The sequence below is a fragment of the Streptomyces sp. NPDC107562 genome, from assembly GCF_055657325.1.
On record NZ_JBVKBE010000009.1, the window covers coordinates 62,026 to 76,263 of the forward strand.

The window sequence follows — 14,238 nt, forward strand, 5'->3', positions numbered from 1 at the left end:
TCCGGTGGGCTTCCCGGTGCCGGAACGCCGACGGCCCGGCCCCCGCACAGGGGGACCGGGCCGTCGGGCTGCCGTGATCAGCCGTCCGCGGGCTCCGCGGCGGCCGTGGCCTTGCGGGTGCGGCGGCGCGGCTTGGCCTCCGGCTCCTGCGTGGCCTGCGCCGGGATCTCGGCGGTCGCCTCCGGGGCGGGGGCGGTCGCCTTGCGCGTCCTGGTGCGCTTGGGCTTCGCCTCGGCACCCTCGACGGTGTCGGCCTCGGGCTTCGCGGCCGCGGTCTTCCGGGTGCGCTTCGGCTTGGCCTCCACACCCTCGGCGGTGTCCACCGCCGCCTCGGCCGTCGCCGCCACGGACTTGCGGGTCCGCTTCGGCTTGGCCTCGGCGTCCTCCGTGGTGGCGGCCGCCTTGCGGGTGCGCCGGGGCTTGGTCTCGGCGGCCTCGGCCGTGTCGACCGCGGCCTCGGCGGCGGCCGTGGTCTTGCGGGTACGGCGGGCCTTCGGCTTCGCCTCCGCCTCCGCCTCCACGACGGCCTCGCCCGCCTGGGCGGGCACGGTGACCTCGGCGGCGTCGGCGGCCTGGGCGTGCTCCGCGACCTTGCGGGTGCGGGTGCGCTTCGGCTTGGTCTCCACGCCCTCGGCCGTATCGACCGCCACGTCCGCGGCGACCGCGGCCGCCTTGCGGGTCCGGGTGCGCCGGGGCTTGGTCTCGGCGGCCTGCGGGGCCTCGGCGGGTGCCACGGCCTCGACGGCCTCCACGGCCTGGTCGGGACGCGCCTCGGCCGACTTGCGGGTGCGACGGCGGCGCGACTTCGCCGGAGCCTCCGTCACGTCCACGGTGTCCACCGCGGCGGTGCCCTCGGCCGTCGTGACCGCGGCCTCGGCGGCCTCGCTCACGGGGGAGTCGGCCACTGCCGGAGCCGTCGCCTGGGCGGCGCCGGCGCGGGTGCGCCGACGGCGGCGCAGGGTGCGCGGGCCGGCGGCCTCCTCGGTGGTCGTCTCGGTGACCGCCTCGGCTGTCGCGGTGGGCTCCGGCGTCTGCGTCGCGTCCAGCGGGGTGCCGCCGCGCGTGCGGCGACGGCGCCTCGGCGTACGGTCGGAACGCTCGCGGTCGCCCGTGGGACGAGGCTCCTCGCGGCCGCCCCGGCCACCGCGACCGCGCGCACCGCGACCGCCCGGCTCGCCCAGGTCCTCCAGCTCCTCCGCGTCGAGCCCGGCGCGCGTACGCTCCGAGCGCGGCAGGACGCCCTTGGTGCCCTCGGGGATGCTCAGCTCGGCGAACAGGTGCGGCGACGTGGAGTACGTCTCCACCGGGTCGTTGAAGTTCAGCTCCAGCGCCTTGTTGATCAGCTGCCAGCGCGGGATGTCGTCCCAGTCGACCAGCGTGATCGCCGTACCCGAGGCGCCCGCGCGGCCCGTACGGCCGATGCGGTGCAGGTACGTCTTCTCGTCGTCCGGCGACTGGTAGTTGATGACGTGCGTCACACCTTCGACGTCGATGCCGCGGGCGGCGACGTCGGTGCAGACGAGGACGTCCACCTTGCCGTTGCGGAAGGCGCGCAGCGCCTGCTCACGGGCGCCCTGGCCGAGGTCGCCGTGGACCGAGCCGGAGGCGAAGCCGCGCTGCTTGAGCTGGTCGGCCAGATCGGCCGCGGTGCGCTTGGTGCGGCAGAAGACCATGGCCAGACCACGGCCCTCGGCCTGCAGTATGCGCGCGACCAACTCGGGCTTGTCCATGTTGTGCGCGCGGTACACGTGCTGCGAGATGTTCGCGACCGTCACGCCCTCGTCGTCCGGCGCGGTGGCGCGGATGTGCGTGGGCTGCGACATGTAGCGGCGGGCCAGACCGATGACCGCGCCCGGCATGGTCGCCGAGAACAGCATCGTCTGGCGGCGCACCGGAAGCATGTTGATGATCTTCTCGACGTCGGGCAGGAAGCCCAGGTCGAGCATCTCGTCGGCCTCGTCGAGGACGAGGCTCTTGATGTGGCCGAGGTCGAGCTTCTTCTGGCCCGCCAGGTCCAGCAGGCGGCCCGGGGTGCCGACGACCACGTCGACGCCCTTCTTCAGGGACTCGACCTGCGGTTCGTAGGCCCGGCCGCCGTAGATCGCGCAGACGCGCACGTTGCGCACCTTGCCCGCGGTCAGCAGGTCGTTGGTGACCTGCGTGCACAGCTCGCGCGTCGGGACGACGACGAGGGCCTGCGGGGCGTCGGTGAGGGCCTCGGGCGCGGCGCGCCCGGCCTCGACGTCGGCGGGGACGGTGACGCGCTCCAGGAGCGGCAGGCCGAAGCCCAGCGTCTTACCGGTGCCGGTCTTGGCCTGGCCGATGACGTCCGTGCCGGAAAGGGCGACGGGGAGGGTCATCTCCTGGATGGGGAACGGGGTGACGATGCCGACGGCCTCCAGGGCCTCGGCGGTCTCGGGGAGGATCCCGAGCTCTCGGAACGTCGTAGTCAGGGTGCTGCCTCTTCTGTGTGCGCGGTACGAGGCGAGCGCGGGGGTCGTGTCCGACCGTGCCGGGGGGACGTCGGCGGCCGTGGGGCGCGCCGTAGGACACGGGACCTCTGCCAACGCTCCAGCGTTCGTACCGCTGAGGGGGCCCCTCCGATCGTCGTACGCACTGTGCCGTACGGTCAGGGAGGGCTGTCGGGTCGGAGCCGATCGGGCCTCCGACCGGGCATCCTCATACGTGCGGCCTGTCGAGACGCGGCGAAGACGTCGTCGCATCAGCAGGCGCATTACCACCATACCCCGGAATCGCGCACATGCGATGGCCGATTCGGTCACGTAGTCGTCGTCACACTCTCGTGGACGGTCATTCGCGTCGTCGTGGTCACACTGATTGACCAGGGACTTCCACCCCGTGGCGAGCGGGCTATTGTGCGCTCCATGACGACCTCTGACAAGCCTGAGCACGCCGCCGAGACCACCGACGCCGCCGCACACACGGGGGTCGCCGCCCAGGACTGGGCGACCGCCGCCGCCGATCCGCAGTACCGGGCCGCGGTCGTGGACCTGCTGGGCGCGCTCGCGTACGGGGAGCTCGCGGCGTTCGAACGGCTCGCGGAGGACGCCAAGCTGGCGCCGACGCTGGAGGACAAGGCGGAGCTGGCGAAGATGGCGTCGGCGGAGTTCCACCACTTCGAGCGGCTGCGCGGTCGGCTGACCGAGATCGGTGAGGCGCCGACCGCCGCGATGGAGCCGTTCGTCGCCGCGCTCGACGGCTTCCACCGGCAGACGGCGCCGTCGGACTGGCTGGAGGGGCTCGTCAAGGCCTATGTCGGCGACTCCATCGCCAGTGACTTCTACCGTGAGGTGGCCGCGCGGCTGGACGCCGACACCCGCTCCCTGGTGCTCGCCGTGCTCGACGACACCGGTCACGCCGGCTTCGCCGTCGACCGGGTGCGTGCGGCGATCGACGCCGATCCGCGGGTGGGCGGGCGGCTCGCGCTGTGGGCGCGGCGACTGATGGGGGAGGCGCTGTCCCAGTCCCAGCGGGTGGTGGCCGAGCGGGACGCCCTGTCCACGATGCTGGTGGGCGGCGTCGCCGACGGCTTCGACCTCGCCGAGGTCGGCAGGATGTTCTCCCGGATCACCGAGGCACACACCAAGCGGATGGCCGCGCTGGGCCTGGCCGCGTAGGGAACGCCGACGGGCGGTCCGGCCGAGGTCGGGAGCGCGGGCGGTTCTGCTGTGTGAGGTGCGGCTTCGGTCCGCCTCCCCGTGCTCAGCAGTGTGGCGCGGACAGGGACTCGGCGCCGGGGGCAAAGGTCAGGGCCTGTCCGGCGTGGTCGTCGGACGGGCCCCTACGGGCGGCGGTGGCCGCGGCGGCGGCTCAGGCCGTCGCCGAGCGTCGGCGCAGTCTTCCCGCCGGGCGCAGCAGCAGGGAGAGCGAGGCGACGGAGACGATCGCGGCACCGAGAAGCACCAGCAGGACACCGCCGGTCTCCAGCGCGCTGTGCGTGAGGAAGGCGCCGAAGAGGGCCCCGGCCACCCCGGTCGACAGGACCAGGTGACGGGCCGGGAGGCGGTGCGGCAGGCGAGCGGCACAGGCCCATGACAGAGCCAGGCCGAGGATCGCGGAGCTGAGTGCTTCAAGGAGCATGTCAGGGTCCTCCCACATGGCCGGCCTGCCCGAAACGGTCGTAGCCCGTCTTACCCCTGACCTGCGGAATGCAATCCTCCCGTGTGGGGGAGGTGTGATCCGTTCGTGAATCCGTGCGCGACGCGTCGCAATCGGTCGAAAGGGCGCTTCCTGATCGGTCACAAGGCGACCGCAAGCCGAGACGGGAGGGCTCGGTGGCTTGGACAAGCCACCGAGCCCTCCCGTCTGCTGCTGTCCGCGGCGTTCGCCTACAGCGCGCCGAAGCCCACCTTGCGCGGCGCCGGCTCACCGAGCTCGACGTACGCGAGACGGTCGGCCGGGATCAGGACCTTGCGGCCGTGCTCGTCCACGAGGCTGAGCAGCTGCGACTTGCCGGCCAGCGCCTCGGCCACCACGCGCTCCACCTCCTCGGCACTCTGACCGCTCTCCAGCACGATCTCGCGCGGCGCGTGCTGAACGCCGATCTTGACCTCCACGGCTATGTCCCTCCGAACGGTCAGTGAAGTGCGCGGGCGTCCGCGCCGTACCCAGCACACATTAGCCCGGTGAGGGGACGCGCACGCTCCACGCGAGAACGCCAGGAGCGAACACCCCACGGGAACAAACGCGCGGGCCTCAGTGGTGCTGCTGCTCGTTGCCGTGCAGCGGGAAGCCCGCGATGCCCCGCCACGCCAGCGAGGCCAGCAGCTGCACCGCCTGGTCGCGCGGCACGCTGCGGTCGCTGTGCAGCCAGGACCGGGCCACGACCTGCGCCAGGCCGCCGAGCCCGGAGGCCAGGAGCATCGACTCCGCGCGCGAGAGGCCGGTGTCCTCGGCGATCACGTCGCAGATCGCCTCGGCGCAGTCGTTCGTGACCTTGTCGACGCGCTCGCGGACCGCGGGCTCGTTCGTCAGGTCCGACTCGAAGACCAACCGGAAGGCGCCGCCGTCGTCCTCGACGTACGCGAAGTACGCGTCCATCGTGGCCCGCACGCGCTGCTTGTTGTCGGTGGTCGACGCGAGCGCGTGGCGCACCGACTGGATCAGGGCCTCGCAGTGCTGGTCGAGCAGCGCCAGGTAGAGGTCGAGCTTGCCCGGGAAGTGCTGGTAGAGCACCGGCTTGCTGACGCCGGCGCGCTCGGCGATGTCGTCCATGGCGGCCGAGTGGTAGCCCTGCGCCACGAAGACCTCCTGGGCCGCGCCCAGGAGCTGGTTCCGACGGGCACGGCGCGGCAGGCGCGTACCCCGCGGGCGCGCCGCCTCAGTTTGCTCGATGGCTGTCACGCCGCCTCCCAATGTCGTCCACATGCGGTGTGCGCCGCGCGGCCATCGTACTTTTCGGTAACCGTGCTGTGCGCGCTGCGAGCGCAGAATTTCACGGACCGGACGGCCACGAAAGTCGCACAGACCGTTTTGAACGCGTCCGGAGCGGGCAAAAAAAGGCCTCTTTCCCTTGCCACGGTGCCGGTGCCGGCGTCGACATCCGTCACCGCGACCATCACCGTCACCGATAGTCGTCCTCGTCCAGAGTCACGACGCGGGCCTGCTCGGCGAGGTCGCCCTCGCTGCCCCGGTCCGGCTCGACGCCGGTCAGCGGGTCGTCGCGGTCCGGTGCGAGGTCCGCGTGCTGTTCGGCGGCGTCGGCCACGGGGGCCTCGACATCGAACTCCTGCTCTTGCTCGGTCTCCTCGTCCTCGAAGGTCTCGGGATCGGTGGGATCGACGGCCATGGCGGGCTCCCTTCCTACGAACGTCCCTGAGAGATGCAGGGGCCACACGCGGGTGCCCTCATTACGAGCGTAGGAGACACCCGATCCGGACGCTATGCGATCCGCGTCGGGATCGTCACGCGCTGCGCACCCCGGGTCGGCGCGGCAGCGGGGTTCGCCCGTCCGGGGATCTTCCGTCTGTGGATCTTCCGTGTGCGGGAGGGGTGTGTTCCATGGCTGTGACGGTGATCTCCCGTGTCCTTGGCGGCGAACACATGAACCATCGCGTGATCACCTCGTAACATTGCCGCATGTCTTCGACCGAGCTGCCGTTCGTGCCGACCAGCAACGTGCTCCCGAAGGTGGCTCCCGTCCGGGTCGCGGAAGGCGAGCGGCTCAAGTCGGTCCGGTTGCCCGGCATCACGCTCACGGTGCGTTCCCGGCCGCCCGCGCGCGAGGGACTGCCCGCCGCGCTGTTTATCCACGGTCTCGGAGGCTCCTCGCAGAACTGGTCTGCGCTGATGGAACTGCTCGACACGGACGCCGACTGCGAGGCCGTCGACCTGCCGGGCTTCGGCGATTCGCCGCCGCCGGACGACGGCGACTACTCGGTCACCGGGCACGCGCGCGCGGTCATCCGCTACCTGGACTCCTCAGGACGCGGCCCCGTGCACCTGTTCGGCAACTCCCTGGGCGGCGCGGTCACCACCCGCGTCGCCGCCGTCCGTCCCGACCTGGTCCGCACGCTGACGCTCGTGTCGCCCGCGCTCCCGGAGCTGCGTATCCAGCGCAGCGCCGTGCCCACGGCCCTGCTGGCGCTGCCCGGAATGGTCCGGCTCTTCACCCGGTTCACCACCGGCTGGACGGCCGAGCAGCGGGTCAGGGGCGTCCTGACGCTCTGCTACGGCGATCCCGACCGGGTCTCGCCCGAGGGTTTCCGCAACGCCGTCGAGGAGATGGACCGGCGACTTCAACTGCCGTACTTCTGGGACGCGATGGCGCGTTCCGCGCGCGGGATCGTCAACGCGTACACACTGGGCGGCCAGCACGGACTGTGGCGGCAGGCCGAGCGGGTTCTCGCCCCCACGCTGCTCGTCTACGGTGGACGCGACCAACTCGTAGGCTTCCGCATGGCGCAGCGAGCCGCCCGTGCGTTCCGTGACGCGCGTCTCCTCACGCTCCCGAACGCCGGACATGTGGCCATGATGGAGTACCCGGAGACCGTGGCGACGGCGTTTTGTGAACTGATGGCAGAGGCGGAGGCGGAGACCAGGGTGAGAGCGAGTGAGTATCTTGCCTCCGGTGGGACTGCCTCCGGCGGTGCCGCTTCGGCCGGGCGTGGACCCGGCGACAGGGCCTCCGAGGGTGGGGCCGATTCCGCGAGCGCGGGGAGCTGAGGGGCGAGGTGGGACGCCACAGTCGCCGTGGTCCGGCACCCAACGGTGAGGCCACGGACAAGGTGCCACGCCGGCGTGCGCCCGGGCCTTCCGGTGGGCGGCGGGGCGCGGGGTCGCAGGGGGTCGCCGAGGAGACGCCTCCGCGGGGGGTGCCTCGTTTCGCCGACGGCACTCCCGCGCGCGGCGTGCCGGGGCTGCCGGACGGCACCCCCACGCAGGGGGTGCCTCGCTTTGCCGACGGCACTCCCGCGCGCGGCGTGCCGCGTCCGGCGGACGGCACTCCGGCTCGTGGCGTGCCTCGCTTTGCCGACGGCCGGCCCGCGCAGGGGGTTCCGAGGCTGCCCGACGGCACGCCCGCGCACGGATTTCCCCGTCTGCCGGACGGCACCCCCGCACACGGCTTCCCCCACCTGCCGGACGGCACCCCCGCGCACGGCATCCCGCGGCTCGCGGACGGCAGCTCCCAGGTGCGGGGCGGTCATCCCGATCAGCGTGAGGACGGGGGTGGCTGGGGTGAGTTGAGGGGGCGCACGGTCGCGGGCACCGGGGCTCCGGCGTTTCCCCGCCAGCGGCAGGCGCCCCCCGGTCCGCGCCAGGAGTACGTCGACGCCTTCGAGGAACGGGACGACGTCTTCGTACGCCGTCGCCCGGCGCCGACGACCACCACCACCGGGCACCTGTCGGATCCGTACGGCTCCGTCACCAGCTGGGACGCGGAACCGGACGTCGACGACGAGGCGCCCCCGACCGGCGAGCCCGCGCCCTCCAGGGGCGGCAAGGGCCGCGCCTTCGCGGGCATCGCGGCCGCCGCCGTGACCACCGTGCTCGCCGTGGTCGTCGCCGGGCAGGTCACCGGCCAGGACGACGACGGTGCCGTGGAGTCCCAGTCCGCCGCCGAACGTGCCAGGGACGTCCCGGGCCCGGCCTCGCGGGGGGACGGGCGGCCGACGCCGTCCGGTTCGCCGAGCGCGCCGCCGCCACTGACGTACGCGCAGAAGATGGGCCGTACGTATCCGCTGAGCGCGAAGCTCGACGGGTCCGGGAAGTTCGACGCGATCCAGGGCATCGACAAGGCGCCCGGCGCGGGACAGAAGTACACCTACCGCGTCGACGTGGAGCAGGGTCTGGGCCTCGACGGCGAACTCTTCGCGCAGGCCGTGCAGAAGACGCTCAACGACGACCGCAGCTGGGCGCACAACGGCGGCCGCACCTTCGAACGGATCCACTCCGGGAAGCCCGACTTCGTGATCACGCTCGCCAGCCCCGGCACGACCGCGGAATGGTGCGACAAATCGGGCCTGGACACGACCGTCGACAATGTGTCCTGCGACTCCGCCGCCACCGAGCGCGTGATGATCAACGCCTACCGCTGGGCGCAGGGTTCGGAGACCTACGGCGACAAGATCTACGCCTACCGGCAGATGCTGATCAATCACGAGATCGGCCACCGCCTCGGCTACGACCACGTCACCTGCGACAAGTCCGGCGAGCTGGCGCCCGTCATGCAGCAGCAGACGAAGTTCCTGGATCACGACGGGATCCGGTGCAAGGCCAACCCCTGGCCGTTCCCGGAGAGTTGATCCCATTTTCTCCGTGATGACGATCCGTGCGCACATGATCTCCTAGCGCGACGGAACGCGATCCGCACGGGAAAGTTACGACCGTTCACCCCTTTTGGTGGCGCGACGGACAACCGTCCGTCGCGCCACCGGCTTGTCCGCATACGTTCTTTCCCGCTGCGAGCCGTCGGTCCAACGACGGCTTCCCTTAAGGAAGATCGGGGGTGCACTCGTGCGCATAGGACTCCTCACCGAGGGTGGCTATCCGTACGTGAGCGGTGACGCCGGCCACTGGTGCGACCGGCTCGTGCGCGGGCTCGCGCAGCACGAGATCGACGTCTACGCGCTCAGCCGCAGCGAGAGCCAGGAGAGCGAGGGCCTGCTCGCGCTGCCGCCCCAGGTCCGCCGCGTCCGTACGGCACCGCTGTGGACGGCGGACGAGGACGGCGTCGTCTACGGCCGCCGTGCCCGCCGACGGTTCGCCGAGTGCTACGGGGACCTGGCCGCCGTGCTGTGCTCCGGGGCCGCCGCGGACGGGGGCGAGGGGGTCTCCGACGGGCCGGACGACTCCACGGCCACGGTGGCGGACCGTTTCGCCAGTGCTCTCTACGGCCTCGCCGAACTCGCCCGCGACGAGGGCGGACTGGTGGGCGCGCTGCGCTCCGAGACCGCCGTGCGCGCCCTGGAGCGCGCCTGTCGTGCGCCGGGCGCCCTGCGCACCGCGTACGAGGTGCGCGTGACGGATCTGCTCACCGTCGCCGCCCGTCTGGAACACGCCCTGCGCCCCCTCTCGCTCGACTGGTACGAGGACGGCGGGCTCGGCTCGGCCGACCTGTGCCACGCGGCCTCGGGCGGCGCGGCGGCCCTGCCCGGCCTGCTGGCCCGGCACTTCACCGGCGTACCCCTGCTGGTCACCGAGTACGGGGTGCGCCTGCGCACGCACTACCTCGCCCCCCAGGACTCCTCACCCGCCGTACGGTCCCTGCTCGCCGCCTTCCACGGCCGGCTGGCCGCGGAGATCTACCGGCAGGCCGCCTGCCTCACGCCCGGCAACGCGCACGCCCGTCGCTGGCAGGAGCGCTGCGGTGCCGACCGCGCCAAACTCCGCACCGTCTACCCCGGCATGGACGCGGCCCCCTTCGCCGAGGTGGGGGAGGCCCCGGAGCGCGCGGCACCCGACACGCTGGTCTGGGTCGGCCGCATCGAACCGGCCAAGGACCTCGTCTCCCTCCTGCACGCCTTCGCGGAGATCCGCAAGGAGGAACCAGGCACCCGTCTGCGGGTCCTCGGCGCCCCCGCGGGCCCCGAGGGAGCCGCCTACCTCGCGCACTGCCGGGCGCTGGCCGCGCAGCTCTTCCCCGACGAGGCCGTCGGTCCGCACGCGGTCGGCGACAACCCGGTCTCCTTCGAGGAACTCGGCGGCCCGGAGGCACCGACCCTCGCCGACGCCTACGCGAGCGGGGCCGTGAGCGTGCTGTCCAGTGTCGTCGAGGGCTTCCCGATCGGCCTGGTCGAGGCCATGTTCTGCGGCCGGGCGACGGTGTCGACGGACGTCGGCGCGGTGGTCGAGGTCATCGGCGGCACGGGGCTCGTGGTGCCGCCCCGTAACCCCCGGGCGCTCGCCGAGGCGTGCGTGGCGCTGCTGCGCGACCCCGAGCGCCGGGAACGCCTGGGCGCCGCCGCGCGCGCCCGCGCACTCGAACTGTTCACCGTCGAGCAGAACGTCGCGGCATTTCACGGCATTTACCTGGAGATCGTCTCGCGCAGTCCGGCCCGCCACGCGCCGCTCGACGACACCGGTGACCCGCTCCCCTTCGCCGTGCCCGCCGAGGCCCACCTCCCCGGCCGCTGGACCGCCCCCGCGAGCCGCATGGTGGCCCGTGGCGGCCCCGGCTGGGCTGCCGGCCCACCCGTCCGCGCCACCACGCGCGTCCCGGCGGCGGAGGCGGTCCGATGACCGACGTGCACGAACGCGACCTCACGACGGAGCAACCGACCGAGCAACCGACGGAGCCGACGGCAGGGCTCGCGTCCCCGTCCGCCGCGCGGTCCGCTCCGCGCCGGGGTGCCGCGGATCCGGTGAAGAGCTTGATGCACCGTCACCGGGAGCTGTGCGCCCGCGCGGTGGACCCGCTGGAGATCGCCGCGGGACTGGAGGCGCACGGCATCACCGACCGCACCGCCGCCCGTTTCCGGCACAGGGACGTCTTCTCGCTGGCGGAGGAGATGTACGCCCGCTTCCCGCGCGACGCCGACCCACCCCACGCCGCCTCGGCCACGCCGCACGATGGGACGCCCTCGTCCGCGCCCCAGTCCGGCACGCGCTCGTCCACGCCCCGCCCGCGCACCTTCTGGATCCTGCGCACGCTCCTCCCGGGCATCACCTGCACCGCGACGCTGGCCGCCCTGCACCTCACCCACGGCCAGTCACGTCTGCTCGCGGCCGCGGCAGGAACCCTGGCCGTCGTCCTCTCCTTCCGGGTGGCCCTGCACCGGGGCCCCCTGAGCGCGAGCAGACCGCAGCCCGCCGGCACCCACCTCTGGACCTGCGCGCTGCTCGTCCACGCCACCCTGGGCGACGGCCTCCTGGCGGCAGCTGCCTCCGGAGGCCCCGAAGCGCTCCCTGACGCCGCGCCCGACGCGCCCTGGCCCCTCACCCTCGTCCCCGTTCTCGCCCTCACCGTGGCCTGCGCGCCCGCCGCCTGGCTCGCCCACCACTTCGCGGCGCGGGCCCGCCACAAGCTGGGGGCCAGCAGGGGCCTCGAGGACTTCGCCGCTTCGGTACGACCGCTGCTGCTGGGCACGTTCGGCCTGTTCCTCGGGGTCATGGCGGCACTGCTGACCCTCGCCGCCACGGCCCTCCGAGGACCAGCCCCCTACCCCCAGGCCCTCACCCTGGCCGCCCTGCTCTTCCTGGCCCGCCTCCTGGCCGTCCACGGCTTCACCTATGCCCCCAGCGTGATCCTCACGGCCACGGCCACGGCCCAGACGGCCGCCCTGGCGAGCCTCTTCACCGCGCGCCTTCCGCACTGCGCCTTCCTCGCCACCCCCGTCGAGACCCTGATCGGCGCCTGGGGCCCCGGCGCCATCCCCACGCTGATCAGCGGAACGGCGGCTCTCGCGCTGCTGGTGCACGCCACCCGCAAGCTCACCCGCGCCTCGGCGCACGCCGAAACGGCGACGCGATGGTGAGACCGACGTCCGCGCACGCACCGCCCACCGCCCGCAGGCGCGCGGCGCACCCCCACGACCCGCACGGGCCGCCGCCGGCGTAGGGCGGACATCCGATGTCGCGCGCGGGCCACGAGGTACCGGCCGTCGCCCCGGCCGTCAACGCGGAGATTTCGTCGCCGGGTTCCGGTCGCCGGGCCAGACCGGTTCCGGACGGGGCCACCAGTTGGGCGCCGCAGGCACCGCGCACGTGGATCCCACCGCCGCATGTCGCGGTTCCTGGCTCACCCCTTGGCTCGACCCGCCCCCGCGACCGCAGCGACAACCTCACCCCACCCCACCGACCTGGCCCCACGCGCCCCGGCGCCGCGGGCCGCTGCACCCCTCCCCAAGGAGACCCCGATGACAACCTCCCGATCCGCCGCCCCGGCCCCGGGAGCCGTCCGATGAGAGTCCTGCTGATCGGAGCCAACGGCTACCTCGGCCGCTTCGTCGCCGACCGCCTCCTCGCCGACCCGGCCGTCCAGCTCACCGCCCTCGGCCGTGGCGACGACGCCGACGTCCGCTTCGACCTCGCCTCGGGCAGCCCCGGTGCCCTCACCCGCTTCCTCGACGCGGTCCACCCCGGCGTGGTCATCAACTGCGCGGGCACCACAAGGGGCGGCGCGCGGGAACTCACCCGCCACAACACCGTCGCCGTGGCCACCGTCTGCGAGGCGCTGCGCCGCAGCGGCTGCGGCGCCCGCCTGGTCCAGATCGGCTGCGCGGCCGAGTACGGCCCGAGCCAGCCCGGCTCCTCCACCGCCGAGGACGCCGTGCCCCGCCCCGGCGGCCCCTACGGCGTCAGCAAACTCGCCGCCACCGAACTCGTCCTCGGCTCCGGCCTGGACGCGGTCGTCCTGCGGGTCTTCTCCCCGGCCGGTCCCGGCACCCCCGCCGGTTCCCCACTCGGCCGCCTCGCCGAGGCCATGCGACGCGCCATGCAGACCGGCGACGGCGAACTCAAGCTCGGCGGCCTCGGCGCCCAGCGCGACTTCATCGACGTCCGCGACGTGGCCCGCGCCGTGCACGCCGCCTCGCTCTCCGCCGCGCAGGGCGTCATCAACATCGGCTCCGGCCGTGCCGTCCGGCTCCGCGACGCCGCCGCGGTCCTCGCCCGCGTCGCCGGCTACGGCGGCGCCCTGCACGAACTCGACGGCCCGCCCGGCGCCCTGCGCCCCTCGATCGGCCACCCCCGCTCGGAAACCCTGGCGCACCCCCGGTCCGCCGACGCCCTGGTCCACCGCACCGACCCCGACCACGCGCTGCACGCCGCCCCCGGGTCCCACCAGTCGCACAGCGCCCACCCGTTGCAGGCCTCCCATGCCTCGGCGCACACCGGCCCCGCCGCGTACCCCTACCCGGACGGCTGCGGCAGCTGGCAGCAGGCCGACGTCCGCACGGCCCGCGACCGCCTCGGCTGGCGTCCCCGCATCAATCTCGAGGAGTCCCTCGCCGACATCTGGATGGAGGCGGCATGCCGTATCTGACCTGGAAGAAGGCGAGAACCGCCGACACCGGCCTGCACACCGGCTTAGGTGTCCCCGGCCCCGCCCACCCCCTGCTCGCCGTCACCGAATGGGCCGAACTCACCCGCCACGGCACCGCCCTGCACTGGGTCGTCCTGAACGTCGCGGACGGCCCCGGCGCGCTCCCCGACCCGCACTGCCTGGAGGCGGCCGGCCGGCTGCGCAACGCGGGCGTGCGTGTCCTCGGCCGTCTCGACGCCCGGTACGGCGCCCGCGGCTTCGGCGAGACGATCGCCGATGCCCGTCGCTATGCCGACTGGTACCAGGTCGACGGCTTCCTGCTGGACCGCTGCCCGGCCGACCGCGAGTCCCTCCCCGAGGTCGGGCGCATCACGGCCACCCTGCGTGCCCTGCGTGACGGGGCCCATATCGTCCTCGGCCATGGCACGCACCCCTGTCCCGGGTACGCCGAGTGCGCCGAACAGCTGGTCACCTTCCGCGGCTCCTGGAGCGACTACCGCTGGTCGCAGGCGGCGGAGTGGACGGCCGAGCACGGGCCCGAGCGCTTCTGCCACCTCGTGCACGGGGTGCCCCGCGGCCATCTCGACGAGGCGATGCGCATCGCACGCTGGCAGGGCGCCGGAACCATCTACCTCACCGACCGCACCGATCGCGGCGGGCGCATGGATCCCTGGGAGACGATGCCCGGCTACTGGGACGAAATCGTCTCGCGTGTCGGAACAGGTGTCTCGGAATGAAAAAGGCCGTGGCAGTGTTACGCGAAGAACATCCGTAGTGATAGACCGACCAACGGA

At 73.3% G+C, this 14,238-nt stretch carries 13 protein-coding genes; 7 read left to right on the top strand and 6 right to left on the bottom strand.

The window, feature by feature from the left end:
• Positions 1 to 77 precede the first annotated feature (77 nt).
• Positions 78 to 2,360 carry a DEAD/DEAH box helicase gene (locus ACZ7LV_RS24090; protein WP_471942441.1) on the bottom strand — a complete coding sequence of 761 codons (2,283 nt, stop codon included), beginning with the start codon at positions 2,358 to 2,360 and terminating at the stop codon, positions 78 to 80.
• 516 nt (positions 2,361 to 2,876) lie between these two features.
• Here ACZ7LV_RS24090 and ACZ7LV_RS24095 point away from each other — a divergent pair.
• A complete protein-coding gene (locus ACZ7LV_RS24095) occupies positions 2,877 to 3,638 on the top strand; it encodes a ferritin-like fold-containing protein (RefSeq protein WP_471942442.1) in 762 nt (253 codons plus the stop codon).
• A gap of 193 nt (positions 3,639 to 3,831) precedes the next feature.
• Here the strand turns inward: ACZ7LV_RS24095 and ACZ7LV_RS24100 are convergent, their stop codons facing one another.
• The 5 genes from ACZ7LV_RS24100 to ACZ7LV_RS24120 all read right to left on the bottom strand — a co-directional run bounded on the left by ACZ7LV_RS24100 (position 3,832) and on the right by ACZ7LV_RS24120 (position 5,809).
• The gene (locus ACZ7LV_RS24100; RefSeq protein ID WP_401672973.1) at positions 3,832 to 4,101 is read right to left on the bottom strand and encodes a hypothetical protein; all 270 of its coding nucleotides are present in this window, start codon (positions 4,099 to 4,101) and stop codon (positions 3,832 to 3,834) included.
• Between the two features lie 248 nt (positions 4,102 to 4,349).
• Entirely contained in the window at positions 4,350 to 4,577 is a 228-nt protein-coding gene (locus ACZ7LV_RS24105) for a DUF3107 domain-containing protein (RefSeq protein WP_043503917.1), read from the bottom strand.
• A 139-nt stretch (positions 4,578 to 4,716) separates the two neighbouring features.
• Entirely contained in the window at positions 4,717 to 5,364 is a 648-nt protein-coding gene (locus tag ACZ7LV_RS24110) for a TetR/AcrR family transcriptional regulator (protein ID WP_401672975.1), read from the bottom strand.
• On the bottom strand, positions 5,361 to 5,588 hold the full coding sequence (locus tag ACZ7LV_RS24115) for a hypothetical protein (RefSeq protein ID WP_471942055.1): 228 nt from the start codon (positions 5,586 to 5,588) through the stop codon (positions 5,361 to 5,363). The genes ACZ7LV_RS24110 and ACZ7LV_RS24115 overlap by 4 nt, the downstream gene beginning before the upstream one ends.
• The gene (locus ACZ7LV_RS24120; RefSeq protein ID WP_471942057.1) at positions 5,585 to 5,809 is read right to left on the bottom strand and encodes a hypothetical protein; all 225 of its coding nucleotides are present in this window, start codon (positions 5,807 to 5,809) and stop codon (positions 5,585 to 5,587) included. The genes ACZ7LV_RS24115 and ACZ7LV_RS24120 overlap by 4 nt, the downstream gene beginning before the upstream one ends.
• 290 nt (positions 5,810 to 6,099) lie before the next feature.
• On the opposite strand from ACZ7LV_RS24120, the gene ACZ7LV_RS24125 reads away from it, so the two are divergent.
• From ACZ7LV_RS24125 to ACZ7LV_RS24150, 6 genes are all read left to right on the top strand, one after another.
• Positions 6,100 to 7,185, top strand: a complete 1,086-nt coding sequence (locus tag ACZ7LV_RS24125; protein ID WP_471942059.1) for an alpha/beta fold hydrolase — start codon at positions 6,100 to 6,102, stop codon at positions 7,183 to 7,185.
• An 8-nt stretch (positions 7,186 to 7,193) separates the two neighbouring features.
• Entirely contained in the window at positions 7,194 to 8,765 is a 1,572-nt protein-coding gene (locus ACZ7LV_RS24130) for a DUF3152 domain-containing protein (RefSeq protein ID WP_471942061.1), read from the top strand.
• Between the two features lie 211 nt (positions 8,766 to 8,976).
• The gene (locus tag ACZ7LV_RS24135) at positions 8,977 to 10,701 is read left to right on the top strand and encodes a DUF3492 domain-containing protein (RefSeq protein ID WP_471942063.1); all 1,725 of its coding nucleotides are present in this window, start codon (positions 8,977 to 8,979) and stop codon (positions 10,699 to 10,701) included.
• On the top strand, positions 10,698 to 11,936 hold the full coding sequence (locus tag ACZ7LV_RS24140) for a hypothetical protein (RefSeq protein WP_471942064.1): 1,239 nt from the start codon (positions 10,698 to 10,700) through the stop codon (positions 11,934 to 11,936). The genes ACZ7LV_RS24135 and ACZ7LV_RS24140 overlap by 4 nt, the downstream gene beginning before the upstream one ends.
• Positions 11,937 to 12,361: 425 nt before the next feature.
• On the top strand, positions 12,362 to 13,444 hold the full coding sequence (locus ACZ7LV_RS24145; RefSeq protein ID WP_471942066.1) for an NAD-dependent epimerase/dehydratase family protein: 1,083 nt from the start codon (positions 12,362 to 12,364) through the stop codon (positions 13,442 to 13,444).
• Entirely contained in the window at positions 13,432 to 14,181 is a 750-nt protein-coding gene (locus ACZ7LV_RS24150) for a spherulation-specific family 4 protein (protein ID WP_471942068.1), read from the top strand. Before ACZ7LV_RS24145 ends, ACZ7LV_RS24150 begins: the two co-directional genes overlap by 13 nt.
• Positions 14,182 to 14,238 lie beyond the last annotated feature (57 nt).